This is a genomic window from Cytophagales bacterium (genome assembly GCA_033344775.1).
Lineage (GTDB): Bacteria > Bacteroidota > Bacteroidia > Cytophagales > Cyclobacteriaceae > JAWPMT01.
Map to the genome: position 1 here is coordinate 1,842,843 of JAWPMT010000004.1, position 21,869 is coordinate 1,864,711.

Annotated in this window: 10 protein-coding genes; 6 read left to right on the plus strand and 4 right to left on the minus strand. The window is 43.8% G+C overall.

The genetic code is table 11. From position 1 onward, the window contains the following. Nucleotides 1–69: 69 nt before the first annotated feature. On the minus strand, nucleotides 70–4,518 hold the full coding sequence (locus tag R8G66_16715; GenBank protein ID MDW3194018.1) for a translocation/assembly module TamB domain-containing protein: 4,449 nt from the start codon (nucleotides 4,516–4,518) through the stop codon (nucleotides 70–72). A 72-nt stretch (nucleotides 4,519–4,590) separates the two neighbouring features. Between R8G66_16715 and tsaD the strand changes: the two genes are divergently transcribed. The 3 genes from tsaD (at nucleotide 4,591) to R8G66_16730 (ending at nucleotide 6,640) form a co-directional block, all read left to right on the plus strand. Continuing rightward, nucleotides 4,591–5,592, plus strand: a complete 1,002-nt coding sequence (gene tsaD, locus R8G66_16720) for a tRNA (adenosine(37)-N6)-threonylcarbamoyltransferase complex transferase subunit TsaD (GenBank protein MDW3194019.1) — start codon at nucleotides 4,591–4,593, stop codon at nucleotides 5,590–5,592. A gap of 80 nt (nucleotides 5,593–5,672) precedes the next feature. Then, nucleotides 5,673–6,137, plus strand: coding sequence for an SsrA-binding protein SmpB (gene smpB, locus R8G66_16725; GenBank protein MDW3194020.1), 465 nt, complete (start codon nucleotides 5,673–5,675; stop codon nucleotides 6,135–6,137). Continuing rightward, a complete protein-coding gene (locus R8G66_16730; GenBank protein ID MDW3194021.1) occupies nucleotides 6,134–6,640 on the plus strand; it encodes an HNH endonuclease in 507 nt (168 codons plus the stop codon). Before smpB ends, R8G66_16730 begins: the two co-directional genes overlap by 4 nt. A 161-nt stretch (nucleotides 6,641–6,801) precedes the next feature. Here R8G66_16730 and R8G66_16735 read toward each other — a convergent pair whose 3' ends face one another. Continuing rightward, complete coding sequence (locus R8G66_16735) at nucleotides 6,802–7,248, minus strand: hypothetical protein (GenBank protein ID MDW3194022.1); 447 nt, start codon at nucleotides 7,246–7,248, stop codon at nucleotides 6,802–6,804. A 108-nt stretch (nucleotides 7,249–7,356) separates the two neighbouring features. Here R8G66_16735 and R8G66_16740 point away from each other — a divergent pair, with 108 nt between their 5' ends. From R8G66_16740 to R8G66_16750, 3 genes are read left to right on the plus strand one after another with little or no spacing between them, the layout of a single operon-like run. Then, complete coding sequence (locus R8G66_16740) at nucleotides 7,357–8,127, plus strand: class I SAM-dependent methyltransferase (protein MDW3194023.1); 771 nt, start codon at nucleotides 7,357–7,359, stop codon at nucleotides 8,125–8,127. Beyond that, entirely contained in the window at nucleotides 8,124–9,197 is a 1,074-nt protein-coding gene (locus R8G66_16745; GenBank protein MDW3194024.1) for a glycosyltransferase family protein, read from the plus strand. The genes R8G66_16740 and R8G66_16745 overlap by 4 nt, the downstream gene beginning before the upstream one ends. Nucleotides 9,198–9,237: 40 nt before the next feature. Further along, a complete protein-coding gene (locus tag R8G66_16750) occupies nucleotides 9,238–10,278 on the plus strand; it encodes a hypothetical protein (GenBank protein MDW3194025.1) in 1,041 nt (346 codons plus the stop codon). Between the two features lie 19 nt (nucleotides 10,279–10,297). Here the strand turns inward: R8G66_16750 and R8G66_16755 are convergent, their stop codons facing one another. Both R8G66_16755 and R8G66_16760 read right to left on the minus strand, forming a co-directional pair. Further along, a complete protein-coding gene (locus R8G66_16755; protein MDW3194026.1) occupies nucleotides 10,298–10,783 on the minus strand; it encodes an Lrp/AsnC family transcriptional regulator in 486 nt (161 codons plus the stop codon). Between the two features lie 347 nt (nucleotides 10,784–11,130). Then, a complete protein-coding gene (locus R8G66_16760; protein ID MDW3194027.1) occupies nucleotides 11,131–21,837 on the minus strand; it encodes a PKD domain-containing protein in 10,707 nt (3,568 codons plus the stop codon). Nucleotides 21,838–21,869 lie beyond the last annotated feature (32 nt).

Here is a 21,869-nt window from a genome sequence, read left to right on the forward strand (position 1 = left end):
GCCATTGGCAAAATGAAGAAGAAAGTGGGCTAGTAATTCAGAGAATTCACTCTCAGTATTCAATGCATACTAATTCGCCTTCGCAGAAGTCCGATCGGCAGCAGGTGGAATTTGGATCGCTGCTTCTTCATCGTCTCTACTTTTCTTGATCAACTGCTGGAATTGATCGAATGAACGGATGTACTGGAAGCTGATACCGGTTTGCTGGTTGTTTTCGGAATTAGCCGTCAGGTTCTGCGCAGATTTACTAAAAAACTTGGCACGCCACCTACCATCGGGAGAAAGCAAGTACTCTACTGCCCAGTTACCAATGAGGTTATTATCATTCGCAAAACTGGTAGCTGCTCCAGTCACCTGATTATTTAGACTACTTCCACCACTGACACGCAATCGACCATCGAGGAAAGTATAGGCCAATCTATATTGGAACGTATTGAATGCGTCCTGATCCAGGCCCGCGAGATCTATGTCTACTTCCAGGTTTTCGTTGGACTGACTGAGCCAATAGCTCAACTGATTAGCCAACAACTCACTCACACTCCCGGAGATACCACGACCTACACCACCAACCACAAAGCTATTTTGTGGAGAAAGTTTCCGTAGCATGAGCAGACTAAAGACCTGTCGATTCAGCTCATCTTCCCGATCATTAGTCGTGATCAGGAATCTTCTCAGACCTTGTCCATCTTCACCTGGTAGTACCGTCACATCATCTGCTGTTTCGATCTGGAAGGAAATTTCTGGCTTAAGCATACTGCCTTTTAAGCCTAGTACAACGAGAAATGGGATTTTAGTCGTATTCGTAATGCTCGGATCCCATTGGCTCAGGGTGGCTAGCTGCCGATATGAAGCCTGTAGGTCAATGATCCCCTGATACGGATCTCCTACCCAGCTTATGGTCCCGCCTTTTTCCAGTTCAAATTCCTTATTGATCCCTGGTACAGTAAAGTTGTAGGCTCCTTGAGCAATTTCCAGCCCTCCTAACAGGCTGAACTCTCCATTGGGGTCCATTTTGAACTGCAGATTACCTTGTGCTCTTCCTCGTAGGATATCACCGGATTGGGCATCGAAGATCATCTCTGCATACGCATCTGGTGTTACGTTCAAATCCATTTGAATGGACATTCCCGAAGACCTTGATTGTCGTTTTGTAATCACGTCCGGATCAGGTTCCTCATTGGGATCAACAAATGTGATAAAATCCTCTTGATGCACACTGGCACTGGACTCAAGTGGGAAGAATATGCGTGTCCCAGGCTCCGATTTTATTTCAGCATTGAGACTCAATTGACTGATAGGACCACTCAGCTTTAATGAGCCAGTACCATAAGCACGACCATAGTAGACATCACTATCCACCGCGGTTGTGTTCAGCATCTGTAGCTTGTTGAATGTAGCATTAAAGTCCATCTGCATGTCCTGCAGTTGATCGTGGTAAATACTCCCAAACAGCTTGCCTCGCCCATTCAAACCATCCGTGATGTTTAACCCTCGCAAGGCAATCTCATAAGAGTCAAAATCGATACGTCCGTCAAAGGTGTATTCCGTCTTAGTGTAGTTAAAGAGTGCCTTCCCCCCTTCGATGGTACCTGAGCCATAAAATGTTGGATTAGCAGGTCTACCACCGATATTCAGCTTTCCGGAGATCACCCCATCCATATCACTGAACAAAGACTCCACAAATGGCTGAGACATGTTGAGGGCCGCTTTATCAAAATCCAATTCCAGGTCCAGTTGCTGTGTTTTGGCATTGGGCTTGTACCGGCCACTTAACTCTACCGTATTGATCCCTTGTGTCAATATTTTAAAGTCCATGTATACGGCTTCTTGTCTCGCATCCCATCTTGTAAACCCTTCCAGATCTCCCATCTGTAAATCATCTACAGCCATCTCAGCAATACTTACCTGACTTGCAACTTTCACCAGGGAATCTCTCAAGGTCCGTGTAATGATCCCTTCCGCATTGAGTCTTCCGGAGAGGTGCTTGGGCAAGAATGCATCTAAATTCTCTAACTCAAAATTTTTGAATTTAAAATCCATGTAAGTAGCAGAAATACGGGAGGTTTCACCTCCAAGCTGAAAGGATTGTTCTCCACTGCTAAATCCTAGTTTCACCAGGTGCAATTGTTCTTTTTCCCACCTGATACGATTCTCCGGATTGACTTTCCACTTATTACCCAGCACATTTATATTGGAGGGCTTGACCCGCATCATGATGGAGTCAGGAAAATAGGTCACCTCCGAGTTCAAAACCACCTTATCATTCAATTTGGGTTCGGTCAGTCGAACCTGAGACTCTATATCGTTATTAAACCATGTGGACTCCAGTGATAGATTGGTAGTTGGGTTAGTAAAGGTCCAATTCTGAGCAGTTGACGATAATTGAATAATGGCCAGGACATCCGGGGAGGCTATGCCTCTGGACGCGTTGACATCCAGCACATTGTTGTATAGCTCATTTCCCATGATCGAAATGGTGTCCATTTCGGCATACATTGACAGGTTGACGTTTTTACTCTTCCTGAATGATGCTTCCAGAAAAGAGTTGTCGGACAGCTTCACTGGGAGGTTAAATAGCTTCAGAATCGAGTTGATCTCTACTACATCCAGTCTAATGTCCCATTCATAGGATCGAAGGCTATCGAACGATTGATCTTCCGCTAAATAAAATTCCCCACTTCGATCGTTGGTGAGCAATTCATAATAAGATTCGATGACCCTTGGCAGGTCTTCCAAAAGCACTGTTGGTACGAATTTTCCGGAAAAATCTCCTTTCAATTCCGAGGATTCAAGGACATATTTCCGCTCATCCCCTAACGCAGAAGCATCCAGTTTTAGACTATGCAGCGTCTTGGAACCGAATTGATTCTCGATGGTCGCATTCCTAAACTCGACGCTACCGGTAACCTCATCCAGATTGAGATTCTTGACATTGACCGATACCGAGGTATGAAAATTGAGTTTGTCTTTACTGAAATTTAGATCGTACAAATTCAGCGTGTCTACTTTGGCTTGTGCAAACAAACGCTCGGTATTAGAAGTATAGTCCAAAATGGCTAACCCTTTGATCTGGCAATGTGGATCTTTGACGAAAAAATCCCCTTTGAAGAACCTTGACGCAAAATTTCCTTTGACCTCAAGACTGTCATAAGAGTAATCATTGAGCACCAGGTGCTGTGCCTTAGCATCCACAAAAAACTTAGCGGTTTCCTTCGTGATCCCGGAACCTTCTACTTTTCCCTGCAAATCCAGGGTCGAAACCCGGTCATTCTGTACGGCTCTGCCCAAATCGAATGATTGCAAGGTCAACTGACCTGAATACTCCGCTTCCTGTAAGCGAGTTGGTATCTTAATATTAATATCTGTGACCACATTGCCATGTGGCGTATCAAAATTCGCACTGGCCACAAAGTCTTTGATAAAACCCAGAAAGTTCCCCTGGATCCGGATATCATCCCGAAAACTGTATTTACCAATCATCTGCTTAATGTCTCCGGATTTCAAAAGACCCGAAGAAACATTCAGGTCAATGAACGTATTTTCTAAATCTGGTAACCCAATGAACTGCGCATTTCCCACAAGCCCCGTCCCTGAAGACAAGGAAACATCTAAGGTGGGCACAAAGAGATTGGAGAGCGTTCCCTGCATCCTTGTGGTAACATGAACTACCGAATCAATTTGCTGGCCAAGATTGGCCAATAGCCTCAAATCCTCCATACCAATATCAGTATCGACCAGATTGATGTCCATTTGTACGCTATCTGTGAATTGAGCAAGGTTTCCGAAGCTATTGAAAGAAAGCGCCACAGAATCCCGAATATCACTGTGAGGGGTAATCAATGCTAAATCCGACAAAACAATGTGCTGACTATCAATATGGATATCAGAAGTCCAGTCTTTGATTCTCAACCCCGAATACTTTTCCTGGCCTTTTAGTGATAAGACTCGAAAATGGATACTGTCAGATTCTACAGAAAGGTCATGAAAATAGCCTTCCTCGACCTTGAAAGCAACGTGACTAAAATCCAGCTTCCCGTTATTTTTTGGAGCAACGCGCATGTCGTTGTAATTGAGGATGACCTCCTCAAATTCGATATTACCGATATAAATAGGTAAAGAGGGCTTATCCGGATCTGAGTATTGTTTAGACTTGATTTGATTTAGGAAGGTGACCAGGTTCATCGATGTACTGTCGTTGTACTTCGTTAGGTACACCTCGATTCCTTCAAAAAGGATATCATCGAGATAGATACTCTCCTGATCGAACGCATGTAAGAGATCAAAATTGATACTGATCTCCTCTGCAGCAACCATCAGGGAATCATTGAAATCGTAGAGACGAAAATCTTTCCCGCTGGCAAAATCAAGCCAGGACATCCTTACCTCACCTAATTCAGCACGATGATCGGTTAACTCTGAAATCTTTAAAAGCGCCTGATCAGCCAGGTATTGCTTCACTGAGGGAACTTGAAGAAATAGCAAAACAACCATAATCAGAATGAAAATGGACAGGCTCATCCAGAGCAAGAACCGATAGATTCCTCTTATTACTCTAAATATTGTCAACTTTGCCTTCACATTCCAATCTCAATGGGTACTATACTGGGCATCGAATCTTCTTGTGACGAAACATCTGCAGCCGTCTGTCACAACGGCAAAGTAATCAATAATATAATCGCCACACAATCGATTCATGAGCAATTCGGTGGAGTAGTTCCTGAATTGGCATCCAGGGCTCATCAACGCAATATTATTCCGGTTGTATACGAAGCGCTCAATACTGCAAAAATAAACGCTTCTGACCTGGATGGTATTGCCTACACACAAGGACCAGGACTTCTGGGGGCTTTATTGGTAGGTAGTTCTTTTGCCAAGGCCATGGCTTTTGCCCTTGATGTTCCAATTATTTCGGTCAATCACATGATGGCCCACGTACTGGCGCACTTCATTGACGATCCGGCGCCTAAATTCCCGTTTTTATGCCTGACAATCAGTGGGGGGCATACCCAGATCGTGAAAGTGGCCAGTCACCAGGAAATGAGCGTGATTGGACAAACCCGAGACGATGCTGCGGGAGAAGCCTTTGATAAAGGAGCCAAACTCCTGGGTCTCCCTTATCCCGGGGGGCCGATGATTGACAAACATGCCAAGGCCGGAGATCCCGTCAGATTCAAATTTGCAGAATCAGATATGCCTGAACTGGATTATTCTTTTTCCGGAATCAAAACCAGTCTGCTTTACTTCCTGAGAGATCAACTCAAAACCAATGGGCAATTCATCGAACAAAACCTCGATGATCTTTGTGCTTCCTATCAGCAGACGATCATCAATATGTTGATCAAGAAGCTGAAGAAAGCGGTGAAGGAAACAGGAATTAAAGAAATCGCAATTGCCGGAGGTGTCTCTGCTAATCAAGGATTGCAACAGCAATTGAAAATAGAAGCAGAAGGCAATAACTGGCAGTTGTACATACCGAAGCTGGAATATTGCACAGACAATGCCGCAATGATTGCAATCTCGGGATATTACAAATATATTGGGGGTAAGTTTGACAGCCTTCGTGAGAGTCCACTACCGAGGATGTCCTTTTAGCATCCTATCCCGTTCTCTATTTTACCGGTGCCTCGTCGCATCATCGAAATAATTATAGGCGCTGAAACAAGCCATTTTTAATGAAAAAGTCAGAAAGATTTTCAAAGAATATCTCTGTACGTAACAGAAAAGCATCCTACGAATATCAATTTGTAGAAACGTTCGAAGCAGGTATGGTCTTGACTGGTAGCGAAATCAAGTCGATCCGTGAAGGAAAGGTCAGCTTGCAGGAAGCTTATTGCTTTTTCAAGGGGAAAGAATTGTTCACAAAAGGCATGACGATTTCCATATACCTGGAAGGGACTTACAACAATCATGACCCGCTTCGGGAACGAAAGCTTTTGTTGAAAGCTCGTGAGTTGGAAAAAATGAAAGCCAAATCTCAGGAGAAGGGATTGACGATCGTTCCCACTAAATTGTACATCAATAGCCGGGGACTGGCCAAATTGGAAGTGGCGCTGGCGAAAGGAAAGAAACTCTTCGACAAGCGAGAGTCAATCAAGAAAAAAGAAGAAAGTAAGGCGATAAAAGAAATGCAGGGATGAACAGTGTACTCGTACTTAACCAGGATTATTCACCATTGACATTGTGTTCACTTCAAAGGGCTTTCTTGCTCATTTACCTGGATAAGGCCGAGTTACTTGATCGAGTGGAAGGAAAGTCCCTTAGATCCGTCTCAAAAACCTTCCCCTACCCTTCGGTGATCAGAATTCTGGAATACCGACACGTCCCCTATCGTGGAGTGGTCCTAACCCGATTCAATTTATTCAAACGAGACAATTACGAATGCCAGTATTGTGGCACCAACAAAGATCTGACGTTAGATCACCTGATCCCCAAATCTAAAGGTGGCAAATCCAGCTGGACCAACCTGGTGACCGCCTGCAGGCATTGCAATTCTAGAAAAGGGGATAACACACCTGAAGAAGTAGGCATGAAGCTGGCCAAAAAGCCTGTGAAACCTTCTTATCTCGTTTTCTTAAAATCCAGTGCCGGACGTCTTCAAAAAGATTGGCTGAAGTACTTGGAGCCTAAGGCTTATGCGTAGCGATCAATTTCATGATCAGAAAGATTTATTAGGCAGTTCAATGATCGCTGGTTTTTAGTTATTAGGTCATTGGTTGCTCTACAACCATCGTAGTTTTAGGAATTGCTCTATAGAGCAACTAATTGGGCCCTAAATTTTTTAAGTGAATTGCATTGCACTAACTATCCTACGAAATCCCCGCTCTTCTGTCGGCAGTTCTTTACTCTTTTCTTGAGAATCAGTTTCCACCAGGGGCCTTTGGTAAAAATGAGTTTAGTATGGACCCAGGCATTCTTCCATCGTCTTTCCCACGGATAAAGACTTCCGGGCAGCCCTTCCACCTGAATGGAGTATTCAAAACCCATTCGCTGCGTATTTTCTGTCATGCACGCGTTACCGTAGAGGAGGCCTTTGGTTTTGTTTTTTACAATCAGAGAATATTTCTTTCGCTGCGGGGCATTGGACTTCTTTTTAAATTTCTTTTTAGGGTCCACATTCTCCGAAGGCAGGTAGTCATGGATGGACTCCTCCTTATTGCGTTGTGCCCATGACTCAATGGAGCATAGCATCAACACATTCAACATCATTATGACAACTGTGTACCTGTTCAACGATCCTAGGTTTTCCAAAGGGTCTAAGTTAGTTCTTTTCAATATTTCAGGAAATGCAGTTACCAAAAGTCTGCACTTGTCTGAGCAATAACCCATTAAATTTGAGGCGGATTTAAAACAATCATGATCAAAAGTCTCATCAGTTGGGCACTGAAAAAAATCCCCAGGAAATATTTACAGCTTTTTAGCCACTTCGTTCTGCGCATCATGTCGCTGTTTTATCGCGGCAATCAGGTTGAATGTCCGATTTGTGAATCGCAATTCCGTAAATTCCTGCCTTATGGACGTGTGTCCAGAGAAAATGCTTTGTGCCCCTCCTGTCTTGCACTCGAAAGGCATCGTTTGCTCTGGTTGTTCCTGAAACGAAATACGGAATTTTTTGAAGCACCACTAAAAATGCTTCACATCGCTCCGGAACTTTGCTACATTGATCGATTCGAATCACTGGATAATCTTGATTACATCACCGCTGACATAGAATCTCCGCTAGCTAAAGTGAAAATGGACATCCATGAGATTCCTTTTGAAGCCAATAGTTTCGATGTGATCTTTTGCAATCATGTGTTGGAGCATGTGCGTGATGATCATTTAGCCATGACGGAAATGCTTCGCGTCCTTCGCCCGGGAGGATGGGCCATTTTGCAAATTCCGATTTTTCACCCATTGCGAGAGGCTACCTACGAAGATCCCACCATTACAGATCCGCAAGAACGTGAAAAAGCATTTGGTCAGGATGATCATGTTCGTATGTACGGGAAAGACTATCCTGAACGAATTGGAAAGGCTGGTTTTGAGGTGTCGGAAGTAGATCTTCTGAAGCAACTCAAGCCCGAAGAAGTGGTACGATTTGCGCTACCCAACGAAGTGATTTATATGGCTGTAAAACCAACATCATGAAATACCTGTTCATCGTTCAGGGCGAGGGCCGAGGACACATGACACAAGCCATCTCACTAGGCCAGATCTTACGAAATGCCGGGCATGAGATCGTAGAAGTGGTCATGGGTAAAAGCAAACAACGGGAGCTTCCTTCTTTTTTCGTGGAAAAGATGAACGCCAAAATTACGCGGCTCGATAGCCCGAATTTTGTAACCGACAAGCAGCACAAGTCCGTCAAGCCGATGAAAACGGCCATTTATACATTGCTCAACTCTCCCAAGTATGAAAAGAGCTTAAAGAAAATTCATGAGATCGTACAACGGACTCAACCGGATATTATCGTCAATTTTTATGACTTTTTGGGAGGACTGTACAATTTCCGATATCGACCCAGGGCAAAGTTCATCTGCCTGGCACATCAATACTTGATCACACATCCGGAATTTGACTTCCCTCCCGGCAGAAAGCTGGAACGCGCCACACTGAAACTGGCCAATAAAGTTACCACACTGAGTGCCGACAAAATTCTGGCCTTGTCCTTTCAGCCATTTGAAGACCAGCCAAGAAAGAAGACATTTGTTGTCCCGCCCCTTCTCCGTTCAGAAGTAAAAGCACTTACACCTACTCCAGGCAAATCACTCTTGATCTACATGGTGAATCCAGGCTATGGTGCTGAAGTGGAGTCTTTTCACAAGGATTATCCCGAAATTGCATTGGATTGTTTCTGGGACAAGAAGGATGAGCCCGAGGAGCTGGTCGTAGACGAAACACTGACTTTTCATCAATTGAACGATCAGAAGTTCATAGAGAAAATGGCGCAATCTAACGGGTACATTACCACGGCAGGTTTTGAATCCGTCTGCGAAGCGATGTATCTAGGAAAACCTACCATGATGATCCCAGTACAGGGACATTACGAGCAAGCCTGCAATGCCGTGGATGGAGAAAAAGCCGGAGCAGGTATACAAAATAATGCTTTTAACATTAAAAAACTCGTTGATTACATTCCGAGTTATCAGGATGTTTCAGTGAAGTTTCGCCCCTGGGCAGATCGAAATACGGAATTGTTTCTGAAGCACCTCACCTGATCCGTAATGGTTACCTTTATTGTTGCAAAGACAAGCTTCCATGGCCTTCATTTCTAAGAAAAAGGACATCTATCCTATCGACGAGCATCTCCGGGAATACCTGGATCACTATGCCAGATTGATCACCCTACCGATCAATTATGAAGATCTTCATCGCTACAATAATTCGATTCCCCAATATGACAGTGAAGGAAAGGATACCTTATGGGAGACGGTGTTTTTCCCTCAGTCGGACATGGAAGAGGTACAGTATGCGCTGAAAAAGATCTATGCACTCATGAAGGCCGATGGCGACCTTTCAGTAATGGAGCATCTGTTCATTGACAGGGTTGACCTTTGCACCTATGGTAATACACAACCTTTCAGGGTCCGCATTGTCAATCGCATCAATGATAATTTCGACTATTTCTACATCAAAAAAGCAGATGCTTCTCGAATCTACGGCCTGGAACTGGAGCACTTGCTCTCCCCCAATAAAATGGACTATTTGGTCCATAAGGATACGTTGATAGAGGAGCATATTGTGGGTATTCCAGCTGAACAATTCATCAAAACCCACATGAAAAATCCGCAATTGAATGAGACACGCCTTGCCAAAGAGTTTGTCAAATTCAATGAACGGTGCTTTATCCGATTATTGGGAGACATGCATTCTTCCAACTTCGTCATAGATATTACACCGGATTTTGAGGAAGTCTCCTATCGATTGAGACCCATTGACTTTGACCAGCAATCTTATGAAGGTCGTAAAGCGATCTACATGCCCAAGTACTACAAGCAAAACTATCCGATCATCCAACTGGGAATTGACAAAATGACCACCGAAACCATGCGTCAATATCAAAGAGAAGAGCGTACGTTGACAGCCAACCGGATCAAAGTGGAGCATGCCCGTGTAGATCACTTAATGACCGCCATGAAGAAATCCAGAATTGCACCAGATAAAAACGTGTATTCGCTTCGGCAGGAATTAGCAAATTTTTACAAAGAACCCGAATTTCTACAGTGTGTCAATATGGGCTCAATAGTGGCACTGAGCCTGGAAATGCTTGATAGAAAGCCTGATTTATATCGTGAGTGACCAGCGGTCCTGTTGATCCCTATTCAGGAACAGGCATTACTTTGCTATCCTTGAAAGTAGACAAGATCACCATGGACTGCATGCTGTCTACTACTTCAATCTCACTTACTTTCTCCAACATCAACTTCTGATAAGAAGCAATATCACTAGAAATCACTTTAAGGATAAAGTCACCGGAACCTGTAATATGATGGCACTCGATCACCTCAGGAATATCATTGATGCGTTCGATGAAGGTAGCAATGTTTTTGCTGTTATGCCCTTTTAAAGACACTTGAACGAAGGTGCTTACTCCTAATCCAATGAGATTGGTATCCAGCTTGGCATGGTAGCTTTTGATGATCCCTGAGTTTTCAAGTTTCTTGACCCGTTCCAAAGTAGGGGCTGGTGAAAGACCAATATCTTTTGATAATTGGGCATTGGTGATTTTCGCATTGGACTGAAGAATCTCCAGAATTTTTCGATCCGTATTGTCCAATTTGATGTTTAGAGCGTTTAGTTTCATTCCAATCGCGATTTCTTATACCAGTTTTACTTATTGTAACGAACAGACTTGCAAAGCAACCGAATAAAAATTGCCAAAACAAATATTTTAATCATTCAACCAAAGAAAACTCGGTAATTTTTCATTTTGGGTTTATAAAAGTGTCAATCAACTCCATTTCCATTTGCCATTCTCCTCAAAAACGCTGATTATTTTACAATCTATTCCGTAATACACACGTTTGCAAATGGAATAAAGTTGTCAACGAAATATTATTCTACGCAAAAGTATGAATTATAATTTTTATTCTGAAGAAATGTAAAAAATTCCGCCTGTAGATAGCAATGTTATGACTTACCTAACGGAATTTATTGTTTGACGATCCGTTTGATCTCCACAAATTCACCATATGCTATTCTGATGAAATAGATACCTGGTTTAAAGGGTGCTAGTTCGACCCTAAATGACTGTAAGCCTTCATTCAGATCGGTATAGCGTTCTTGAATTTCTACCTTACCCGAAGCATCTAACAAACTGATGATCACGTCTCCTTCAGTAGGCAACACTGTGTCAACAGAGATCTCATTCGTGGCGGGATTAGGATATACCGGCGGAAATACCGGTTGTGGCTCAAAATTTTCGCAGATGCTGTTATTTTCCATATTCATATCCTCACTGTCATAAGTAGCAGTAACTTGTACGCAGATGTAACTGGCCTGATTAGGAACATCGAGATTCAATTCAAAAGATCTCGATTGCCCTATTGGTACGAGAACATTCTCCGTACTCTGGAATGGCAATTGGTCTTCGACTTCTACGGAGAAACGCAAGGAATTGACTGGTAAATTGCTGTTATTTTCAACAGAAACCTGGATTACGGAAAATTCAGGACTCTCATCTAGTGGAACTAATCGCATGCCAGTTAGCGCTATATCGATCTCTGGTACCCTCACCAGCACATCTATGGAAGTGGTATCCGAACAAGAAAACTCAGAAAATGCGATCAACGATACTTCGCGATTTCCACTGGCATCAAAAATCGTTTCAAAATCATTGTCGGTGCTCACCGGCTGGTCATCGACTAACCATTGATAAGAAGTACTTCCCGTGGAAGTATTCGTAAAAGTGAAGCCAGACCCCTCAACACCAAAGTTCGAAGAGGCTTCAAAAGAGGCTACAGGTGCTGAAAGTACATTTACCTGCCGAGTTAGGGTATCTATGCAACCTTGAGCCGTAGTGGTCACCAACCAAATGTCATTATCTCCATCCACGGTAAATTTATGACTGACAGAGGTACCGTTCCCGATAAGCGCACCATTCAATATCCACTGTCGAGATACAATGGCATCCTCCGTAGAAGTCGATAAGTCCGAAAACGTAGCAAAGTCATTTTGGCAGATCTGAGGATTATCAAATGCAAGGACAGGACGCTCCAATACCGTCACTCTGCTTGAGATGGTAGACGTACATAGATTTTGGGTGGTAAGTGTCAGTGAAACATCATAAGTGCCCGGAGTAGAAAAGACATAGTCAATATCAACAATGCTTGTATCGGCTATCTCAATGTTCTGTCCTTCGAAATTCCAGATCCTGGAAATGACCCGATTCCCGGTAGAAATATCGCTGATATCAGTAAAATGGAAGCTACTACCAAAGCATGCCGCATCGATTTGGATCGCCGGGTCTGCTGCATCCTGAACCGTGATGATTTGCGTGACACTACTCTGGCATCCAGCACTACTCGTCACTTCCTGGGTGATCTCATAGTCACCGGGCTCATTCAAAATCAATTCTGGGTTCTGATCTGAAAACAATTCCTCAATACTTTCGACAGAATAACTCCAATCCACAATATCCGAAGCTGCAACTGAAGAAGTATCGATCAAATTGATCGCTCCTTCACAAGGTAGCTGTGCCCTAAAGCCAGCTTCTGGTAAAAAATCAACCGAAAAAGCTTGTCTTAACGTGTCGGTACAGCCACTACTGTTGGTCGCTACCATCGAGATCTCATAATCTCCCGGAACTTGATACAAGTGTGAAGGTGAAGTCTGTGTGCTCGTAAAGCCATCTCCAAAATCCCAGCTGTAACTAATCGCACCAATGGTAAGATTCGTGAAGTTGGTCACCTCTTGATCACAAGTAGGGGAAATGGAATAATCGATACCTGGTAAGTCATTGACGGTAATTTGCTGCGTTGCAGCCTCAGATGTACATCCGGGAATCGTGGCAACAACACTTACTGACTGATCTCCGGAGCCTGTAAACGCAAAGTCTGGCTGATCAGCGGTTACCATGGAATCTCCATTAAACGTCCAGTCGTAAGCAATCACATCTTCCCAATCAGCATCTTCCGTACTATTTGCAATCTCCAGACTGGTGGATTGGCAGATATTACCCGAAATATCAAAAACCGGAACAGGCGGCGCATCATAAATAGTAATCGTTTCTTCGATCGTATTGGTACAAGTCCCATCACTGATGTCCAGTGTAACTCGCTTTTCACCGGGGCTGGTAAACTGAAATGTTTCTTCTGCGCTGATACCAACCGCTTCTCCGTTAAAATCCCAGCTGTAGGTATAAATATCTGTGCTTGCAGTGAAGATATTGGCATTATCGATGCAGCGGGAGTCTGTAATATTGAATTCTATATCAGGTGCAGTATTATTATTCACTGTAAATGATTGTATTAAAACTTCTTCACATCCCAAGAGACCAAAGCCTCGGAGGATCACAGGGTAGGTACCTGACGTACCATAACTCACCTCACCTGTAGGAGCAAAATCTTGTGAAAATGTCGTTGAACTCTCACAATCAGATCGCGTGAATCTTATCATCGAAAACTGGTTCGATGTAAATTCCACCCCTAATCCATAGTATATCCCTCCGTAAGCAATTACTTCAAATGCAGTGTTCACACTAAACAAGCCTCCAAAATTGCCTAGATCTTCCAGGGTTGGAGAGGTGTTACTCAAGCTACTACCAAAGTTCAACCGGTAAATGGACCCATTATTCGTCGTATTTACGAGCGCATAGTAATCTTCCTGTTCTTTCAATAAACTAAATCCTGCGCTGCGGCCCGTCCCTAAGCCTGTCACCGTAACCGAACCACTGGTCAGACTCGTACCCATTGATAAATGATGCAGGTTACTTCCCGCTCCACTTACCAACCCAAACCAATCACTTCCCTCTTTCACAACCGAAACCTCCGTAGCAAAGGTGACCCCACTAATTGTTCTTGTGGTAACCGTGGGTTCATTCGAAAAGGAGGACCCAAAGTCAAGTACTACCAAGTTCCCATCACCTGCGATTACCGCATAATAATTACCCCCATCTTCCAACAGCTCCACCCCTCGCAAGTCACTCACGCCGACATCTCCAAGGCTCTCTGCGGTTGGGGCAGTGGTCAAACTACTCCACTGCAATCGATATACTATTCCTGATTGAGTCGTCAGTATTCCATAGCGTGTCGATCCTTCCATCATACTGCCAATCCCTTGAAAATCTGAAGGGATTCCCAGGTCTCCCAAATCCACCACATCATAACTAGCTGACAAGGAATCGAAATCAATCCTAAACATCTTCTGATTATCACGGCTCACAATGAACGTATGAACCGAATTCGCCGACTCTCCGCGCAACGTCAACTGCCCAAATGGACTCGATAGTTCGCTGATTATACCCAGATCAATGCCTTCGCCTTCACCCCTATAATCCTCACCACAAAAATCCCACTCATAGTATTGGGTATTCACCGATTCATTACTCAACGTCAACGACTCCCTGATACATAAATCATCATCTACAGTAAAACTCAGCGTCGGACATACTGCCTCTATCACCGTTACTGTATTTGTAACCGTCCAACTACACCCTTGAGACGTTTCAACTATCAGAACTACCTCTACTTCTCCGGGGCTAGTAAACGTAATTGTCGGATCTTCTTCTGTACTGCTTTCTATTCCACCAAAGTCCCAGGACCAGCTAACTACGGCATCTCCAGATAAGGTTAAATCTTCGCCTTCAAAGGAAATTGGAAGGTTCTCTACAACCTCAGATGGAAAACTAAATGCCGCTAATGCCCCATCATTTACTTCCAATTCTCTTGTGAATATGGTCTCACAGCCATCTGCATTTGTTGCACGCAAACTCACAGTATAACTACCTGCTAAGGAATAAGTATCCTGGGGGGGAGGGGGGGGGGGGGGGGGGGGGGGGGGGGGGGGGGGCCATATATCTATCATCGGAGCCAGTCCATCCACCACATCGTAACTATCCGACAAGGAATCGAAATCTATCCGGAACATCTTCTGATTATCACGGCTCACAATGAACGTGTGAACCGAATTCGCCGACTCTCCGCGCAACGTCATCTGACCAAATGGACTTGATAGTTCGCTGATTATGCCCAGGTCAATGCCTTCGCCTTCACCCCTATAATCCTCACCACAAAAATCCCACTCATAGTATTGGGTATTCACCGATTCATTACTCAACGTCAACGACTCCCCGATACATAAATCATCATCTACAGTAAAACTCAGCGTCGGACATACTGCCTCTATCACCGTTACTGTATTTGTAACCGTCCAACTACACCCTTGAGACGTTTCAACTATCAGAACTACCTCTACTTCCCCAGGATCTGTAAATATGAAGGTCGGATCTTCTTCTGTACTGCTTTCTAGTCCGCCAAAGTCCCAGGACCAGCTAACTACGGCATCTCCCGATAAGGTTAAATCTTCCCCATCAAAGGAAATTGGAAGGTTCTCTACAACCTCAGATGGAAAACTAAATGCCGCTAAGGCTCCATCATTCACTTCCAATTCTCTTGTGAATATGGTCTCACAGCCATCTGCATTTGTTGCTCGCAAACTCACTGTATAACTACCTGCTAAGGAATAAGTATGTGTAGGAGTTAACTCATCCGATACTGTCGTCCCATCACCAAAGTCCCAGGTCAAACTATTGGAAGAGCCCGTTATTTCTCCCGTAAACGAGATCGCCTCACCGAAACAGTTGTTATTAAACGTAAACGACACTTCCGGACCTACTGTGATCTCCACTGGTGTACTGCTCAGGGCTGAACTACAACCTGGAAGAAAACTCTGCAAGGTTACCGTCTTGGTTCCTGAAGTCGCAAAGGTGAACTCGCCATCCTTGCTCGTACTATTCCCCTCTCCATTGAAATCCCAACTATAGGTCAATACATCGTCATATCCCGTTTCATCGGTGGTATTGGTAAATGTCAATGCGGTATTCGTACATAAACTACCCCCCGATACGGTAAACGTTGGCATTGGGGGCTCCGGATAGATCGTTAGCGTTTCCGTTACTGTATTCGTACAGCCATCCGCATTCGACACCTGCAAAGTGATGGTCTTCTCTCCTGTAGTCGTAAAATCAAAGGTAGGATTTGCCTCACTACTGCTGCCTTCACCATTGAAATCCCAACTGTAGGTGCTGATGTCCCCACTCGTGTTGACACTTGTAAATGTATTTTCATTGAGGATGCAACGGCTTTCATCAATCGTGAAGGATATATCCGGAGCTGTGGATGAGTTCACTGTTACCGTCTGAGTCAGCACCTCTTCACATCCCAATAGACCAAAGCCTCGAAGGATCACAGGGTAGGTACCTGATGTACCATAGCTCACCTCACCTGTAGGAGCAAAATCTTGTGAAAATGTCGTTGAACTCTCACAATCAGATCGCGTGAATCTTATCATCGAAAACTGGTTCGATGTAAATTCCACCCCTAATCCATAGTATATCCCTCCGTAAGCAATTACTTCAAATGCAGTGTTCACACTAAACAAGCCTCCAAAATTGCCTAGATCTTCCAGGGTTGGAGAGGTGTTACTCAAGCTACTACCAAAGTTCAACCGGTAAATGGACCCATTATTCGTCGTATTTACGAGCGCATAGTAATCTTCCTGTTCTTTCAATAAACTAAATCCTGCGCTGCGGCCAGTACCCAAGCCTGTCACCGTAACCGAACCACTGGTCAGACTCGTACCCATTGATAAATGATGCAGGTTACTGCCCGCTCCACTTACCAACCCAAACCAATCACTTCCCTCTTTCACAACCGAAACCTCCGTAGCAAAGGTGACCCCACTAATTGTTCTTGTGGTAACCGTGGGTTCATTCGAAAAGGAGGACCCAAAGTCAAGTACTACCAAGTTCCCATCACCTGCGATTACCGCATAATAATTACCCCCATCTTCCAACAGCTCCACCCCTCGCAAGTCACTCACGCCGACATCTCCAAGGCTCTCTGCGGTTGGGGCAGTGGTCAAACTACTCCACTGCAATCGATATACTATTCCTGATTGAGTCGTCAGTATTCCATAGCGTGTCGATCCTTCCATCATACTACCTATCCCCTGAAAGTCTGATGGAAGGCCCAGGTCGCCCAAATCCACCACATCGTAACTATCCGACAAGGAATCGAAATCTATCCGGAACATCTTCTGATTATCACGGCTCACAATGAACGTGTGAACCGAATTCGCCGACTCTCCGCGCAACGTCATCTGACCAAATGGACTTGATAGTTCGCTGATTATGCCCAGGTCAATGCCTTCGCCTTCACCCCTATAATCCTCACCACAAAAATCCCACTCATAGTATTGGGTATTCACCGATTCATTACTCAACGTCAACGACTCCCCGATACATAAATCATCATCTACAGTAAAACTCAGCGTCGGACATACTGCCTCTATCACCGTTACTGTATTTGTAACCGTCCAACTACACCCTTGAGACGTTTCAACTATCAGAACTACCTCTACTTCCCCAGGATCTGTAAATATGAAGGTCGGATCTTCTTCTGTACTGCTTTCTAGTCCGCCAAAGTCCCAGGACCAGCTAACTACGGCATCTCCCGATAAGGTTAAATCTTCCCCATCAAAGGAAATTGGAAGGTTCTCTACAACCTCAGATGGAAAACTAAATGCCGCTAAGGCTCCATCATTCACTTCCAATTCTCTTGTGAATATGGTCTCACAGCCATCTGCATTTGTTGCTCGCAAACTCACTGTATAACTACCTGCTAAGGAATAAGTATGTGTAGGAGTTAACTCATCCGATACTGTCGTCCCATCACCAAAGTCCCAGGTCAAACTATTGGAAGAACCCGTTATTTCTCCCGTAAACGAGATCGCCTCACCGAAACAATTGTTGTCAAACGTAAACGACACTTCCGGACCTACTGTGATCTCCACTGGTGTACTGCTCAGGGCTGAACTACAACCTGGAAGAAAACTCTGCAAGGTTACCGTCTTGGTTCCTGAAGTCGCAAAGGTGAACTCGCCATCCTTGCTCGTACTATTCCCCTCTCCATTGAAATCCCAACTATAGGTCAATACATCGTCATATCCCGTTTCATCGGTGGTATTGGTAAATGTCAGTGCGGTATTCGTACATAAACTACCCCCCGATACGGTAAACGTTGGCATTGGGGGCTCCGGATAGATCGTTAGCGTTTCCGTTACTGTATTCGTACAGCCATCCGCATTCGACACCTGCAAAGTGATGGTCTTCTCTCCTGTAGTCGTAAAATCAAAGGTAGGATTTGCCTCACTACTGCTGCCTTCACCATTGAAATCCCAACTGTAGGTGCTGATGTCCCCACTCGTGTTGACACTTGTAAATGTATTTTCATTGAGGATGCAACGGCTTTCATCAATCGTGAAGGATATATCCGGAGCTGTGGATGAGTTCACTGTTACCGTCTGAGTCAGCACCTCTTCACATCCCAATAGACCAAAGCCTCGAAGGATCACAGGGTAGGTACCTGATGTACCATAGCTCACCTCACCTGTAGGAGCAAAATCTTGTGAAAATGTCGTTGAACTCTCACAATCAGATCGCGTGAATCTTATCATCGAAAACTGGTTCGATGTAAATTCCACCCCTAATCCATAGTATATCCCTCCGTAAGCAATTACTTCAAATGCAGTGTTCACACTAAACAAGCCTCCAAAATTGCCTAGATCTTCCAGGGTTGGAGAGGTGTTGCTTAGGCTGCTTCCGAAATTCATTCGATAGATGGTCCCACTGCCCGTTGTATTGACAATGGCATAATAATCATCAAACTCCTTTAATAAGCTGAACCCCGCGCTGCGGCCGATCCCCAATGCGGTAGTAGTAACTGAGCCACTAGAAAGGTCACTTCCTAAAGACAAATGATGCAGATTGCTCCCTGTTCCACTCACCAACCCAAACCATAAACCTGCCTCGTTTACAACAAAGATTTCAGAAGGAAAACGTACTGAGCTGATCGATCTCGTTGTAGTTGTAGGGGTATTACTAAGTGATGATCCAAAATCTAGTATTACCAATTGGCCACTACTTCCTCCACCAGCAAGTATGGCAAAGTAATTACCACCGTCTTCTAACATTTGTATTCCTCTTAGGTCAGTCACCCCTGTGGAGCCAAGGTTTTGTACGGTCGGCACAGTGGTCAGGCTCGACCAGATTAGCCGATAAACGTTTCCACTTTGATCTGCCAGTAGACCATAGCGCGTTGTTCCTTCTATATAGGTCCCAATACCTTGGATATTTGCAGACAAACCCAGATCTCCAAGATCAACCACCGCATAGGTATCGGATAAGGAGTCGAAATCAATTCTAAATAACTTCTGATTGTCCCGGCTTACAATGAAGGAATGAAAAGTATTTGCCTCTTCCCCTCTTAAGGAGATAAGGTCATACGGTGTGGATAGATCTGTTAAAACTCCGAGATCTATACCTTCTGCTTCACCACGAAAATCCTCCCCACAAAAATCCCATTCGTAATATTGTCCATTAATGGAATTATTACTCAATGTCAGTAATTCACCTAAACACAGGTCTGAATCCATTGACACATCCAATGTGGGGCATACCGCCTGTACAACCGACACGGTCTTCGTCACCATCGAGACACACCCTTGAGTAGTCTCCACCGTAAGCGTTACTAGAACATCCCCCGCAGAAGTGAAGGTGAAAGAGGGATCCTCCTCTGTACTCACACCTAACCCGCCGAAATCCCAGGACCATGATATCACTTCATCGCCAGAAGTAGTCAGATCCTGGCCGTCAAAGCTTGCGGAAACATTTTCAATTACTTCATTAGAAAAGCCAAAATCAGCTAGTGCACCATCATTCACAATTAGTTCCGAAGAAAATGTTGAAGAACAGCCCACATCATTTGTTACAGTAAATTGAACCGTATAATTCCCTGCTGTTGCATAAGTATGCTCAGGAGATAATTCACCTGTGATGATGGTCCCATCATCAAAATCCCAGGATATGCTATTGAAGTCCCCATTGATTGCACCCGTAAAAGCTATTGCTTCACTAAAGCAGTTATTGCTAAAAGTGAAGGATACCTCTGGCCCTTCGTCAATCGATATGTCTGTTGACGTGACCGCTGAACTACATCCTGTCAAAAAACTCTGAAGGGTGATGGTTTTATCCCCGGCAGTTGCAAACGTGAACTGTGTATTGGTTTCTGTGCTATTTCCCTCGCCATTCAGGTCCCAACTATATGTAACCAAACCATCGTATGCAGCATCAACTGTTGTATTATTGAATGACAAAGTGTTATTGGTGCATAAACTACCTCCTGAGACTGAAAAAGTCGGTGTGGGAGGTTCGGGGTAAATGGTTACATTCCTGCTAACTTCATTGGGGCATCCCGAAGCATTTGACACATTTAATGTGACTGTTTTTTCGCCTGTAGTGACAAAATCAAATGTCGGCGCTGCATCAGTACTGTTCCCTTCGCCATTAAAATCCCAGGTGTAACTGGATATATCACCACTCGTATTGACACTAGTAAAGGTATTATTGATGAGGATACACCGGTTCTCATCTATCGTGAAATCTATGTCTGGCGCTGATTGTGCAATTACGGTCAGCGTTCGCTGGGCATAATTCACCTGATCCCCATTAAAAGCAGCTAATGAAATTCCTTTAACTCCGGAAATGTTGTACGAAAAGAATGGATTCGAATCATTTGAATAATAATCACCTGACCCGCCACAAGTATTAGGATATGTTATCAGGTAAAAACTGTTATTACTGAAATCATTCGCAACCGCATAATAATTTGAAGAGTCGCGAACCATGGAATATCCGAATATATTACTCGATAATACGCCTAAGTTACCTAAGGTACTCGCACTGGCAATCGTAGTAGCGTTTAAGTCAAATTTGATATGATGCAAGGTACCATTCCTTTGCATCACCGTAGCATAATAGTGTCCACCTTCATTGACAAAATCCACATTTGTGGTATTGCTAAAAGACAACCCTTGATAGTTACTTATCGTCGGGGTAGAATTAATGGTATTCGCAAAATCTAAGCGCACTAGATCCCCATTATTACTAGAAGCAATAAATCCTACATAATCATTTCCGATTTTTTGTACTGAGATGCCTCTCAATCTATTGCCAAAAGCACTATTGATTTTTTGTGAAGCATTGATATCAGAATCGGGTGCCCCGATTTCGATGATTGTGAAGGAAGATTCGGATGAAGCTCCATTGCTTACAACCAGAAAAACATCATCTTCTTCAACTACCACTTCTACTCCGGATGGATTAACAAGATTTATATCAGTCAAGACATCAATGGTAGGCGCATTTTCAAGCGAAGTACCGAAACTAAGTCTTAATATTTCACTACTTGAAAAATTAGCCAGGAAACCATACCACATCTCATTGTATTGTAACAATGCTAATCCACTAGATCCATTCATTAAAGGATCAGAGATCTCAAAATCGGAATAAGTTTCGTTGCTTAAGCTATCACTGAACTTCAGAACTGAAATCCGGTTATCATTGAAATCGCTGACAAATACGTAATAGTCATCGCCAACCAACACTACTTTTTGATAGAACGATTGATTAAAAATACTATTCGTCAGTTGGTTGCTCGCTACGGGGATAGAGTCAAGATCTCCTACACAGAAATCCCATAAGTATGCATCTGCTCCTGTAGACTCATTGGTGAAAAGGATATTTTCAGACAGACAATACTCATTCTCAACACTAAAACTAGCGACTTGAGAATAGGCCATAAACGACCCAATCAAATAAAGAAGTGTAAGGA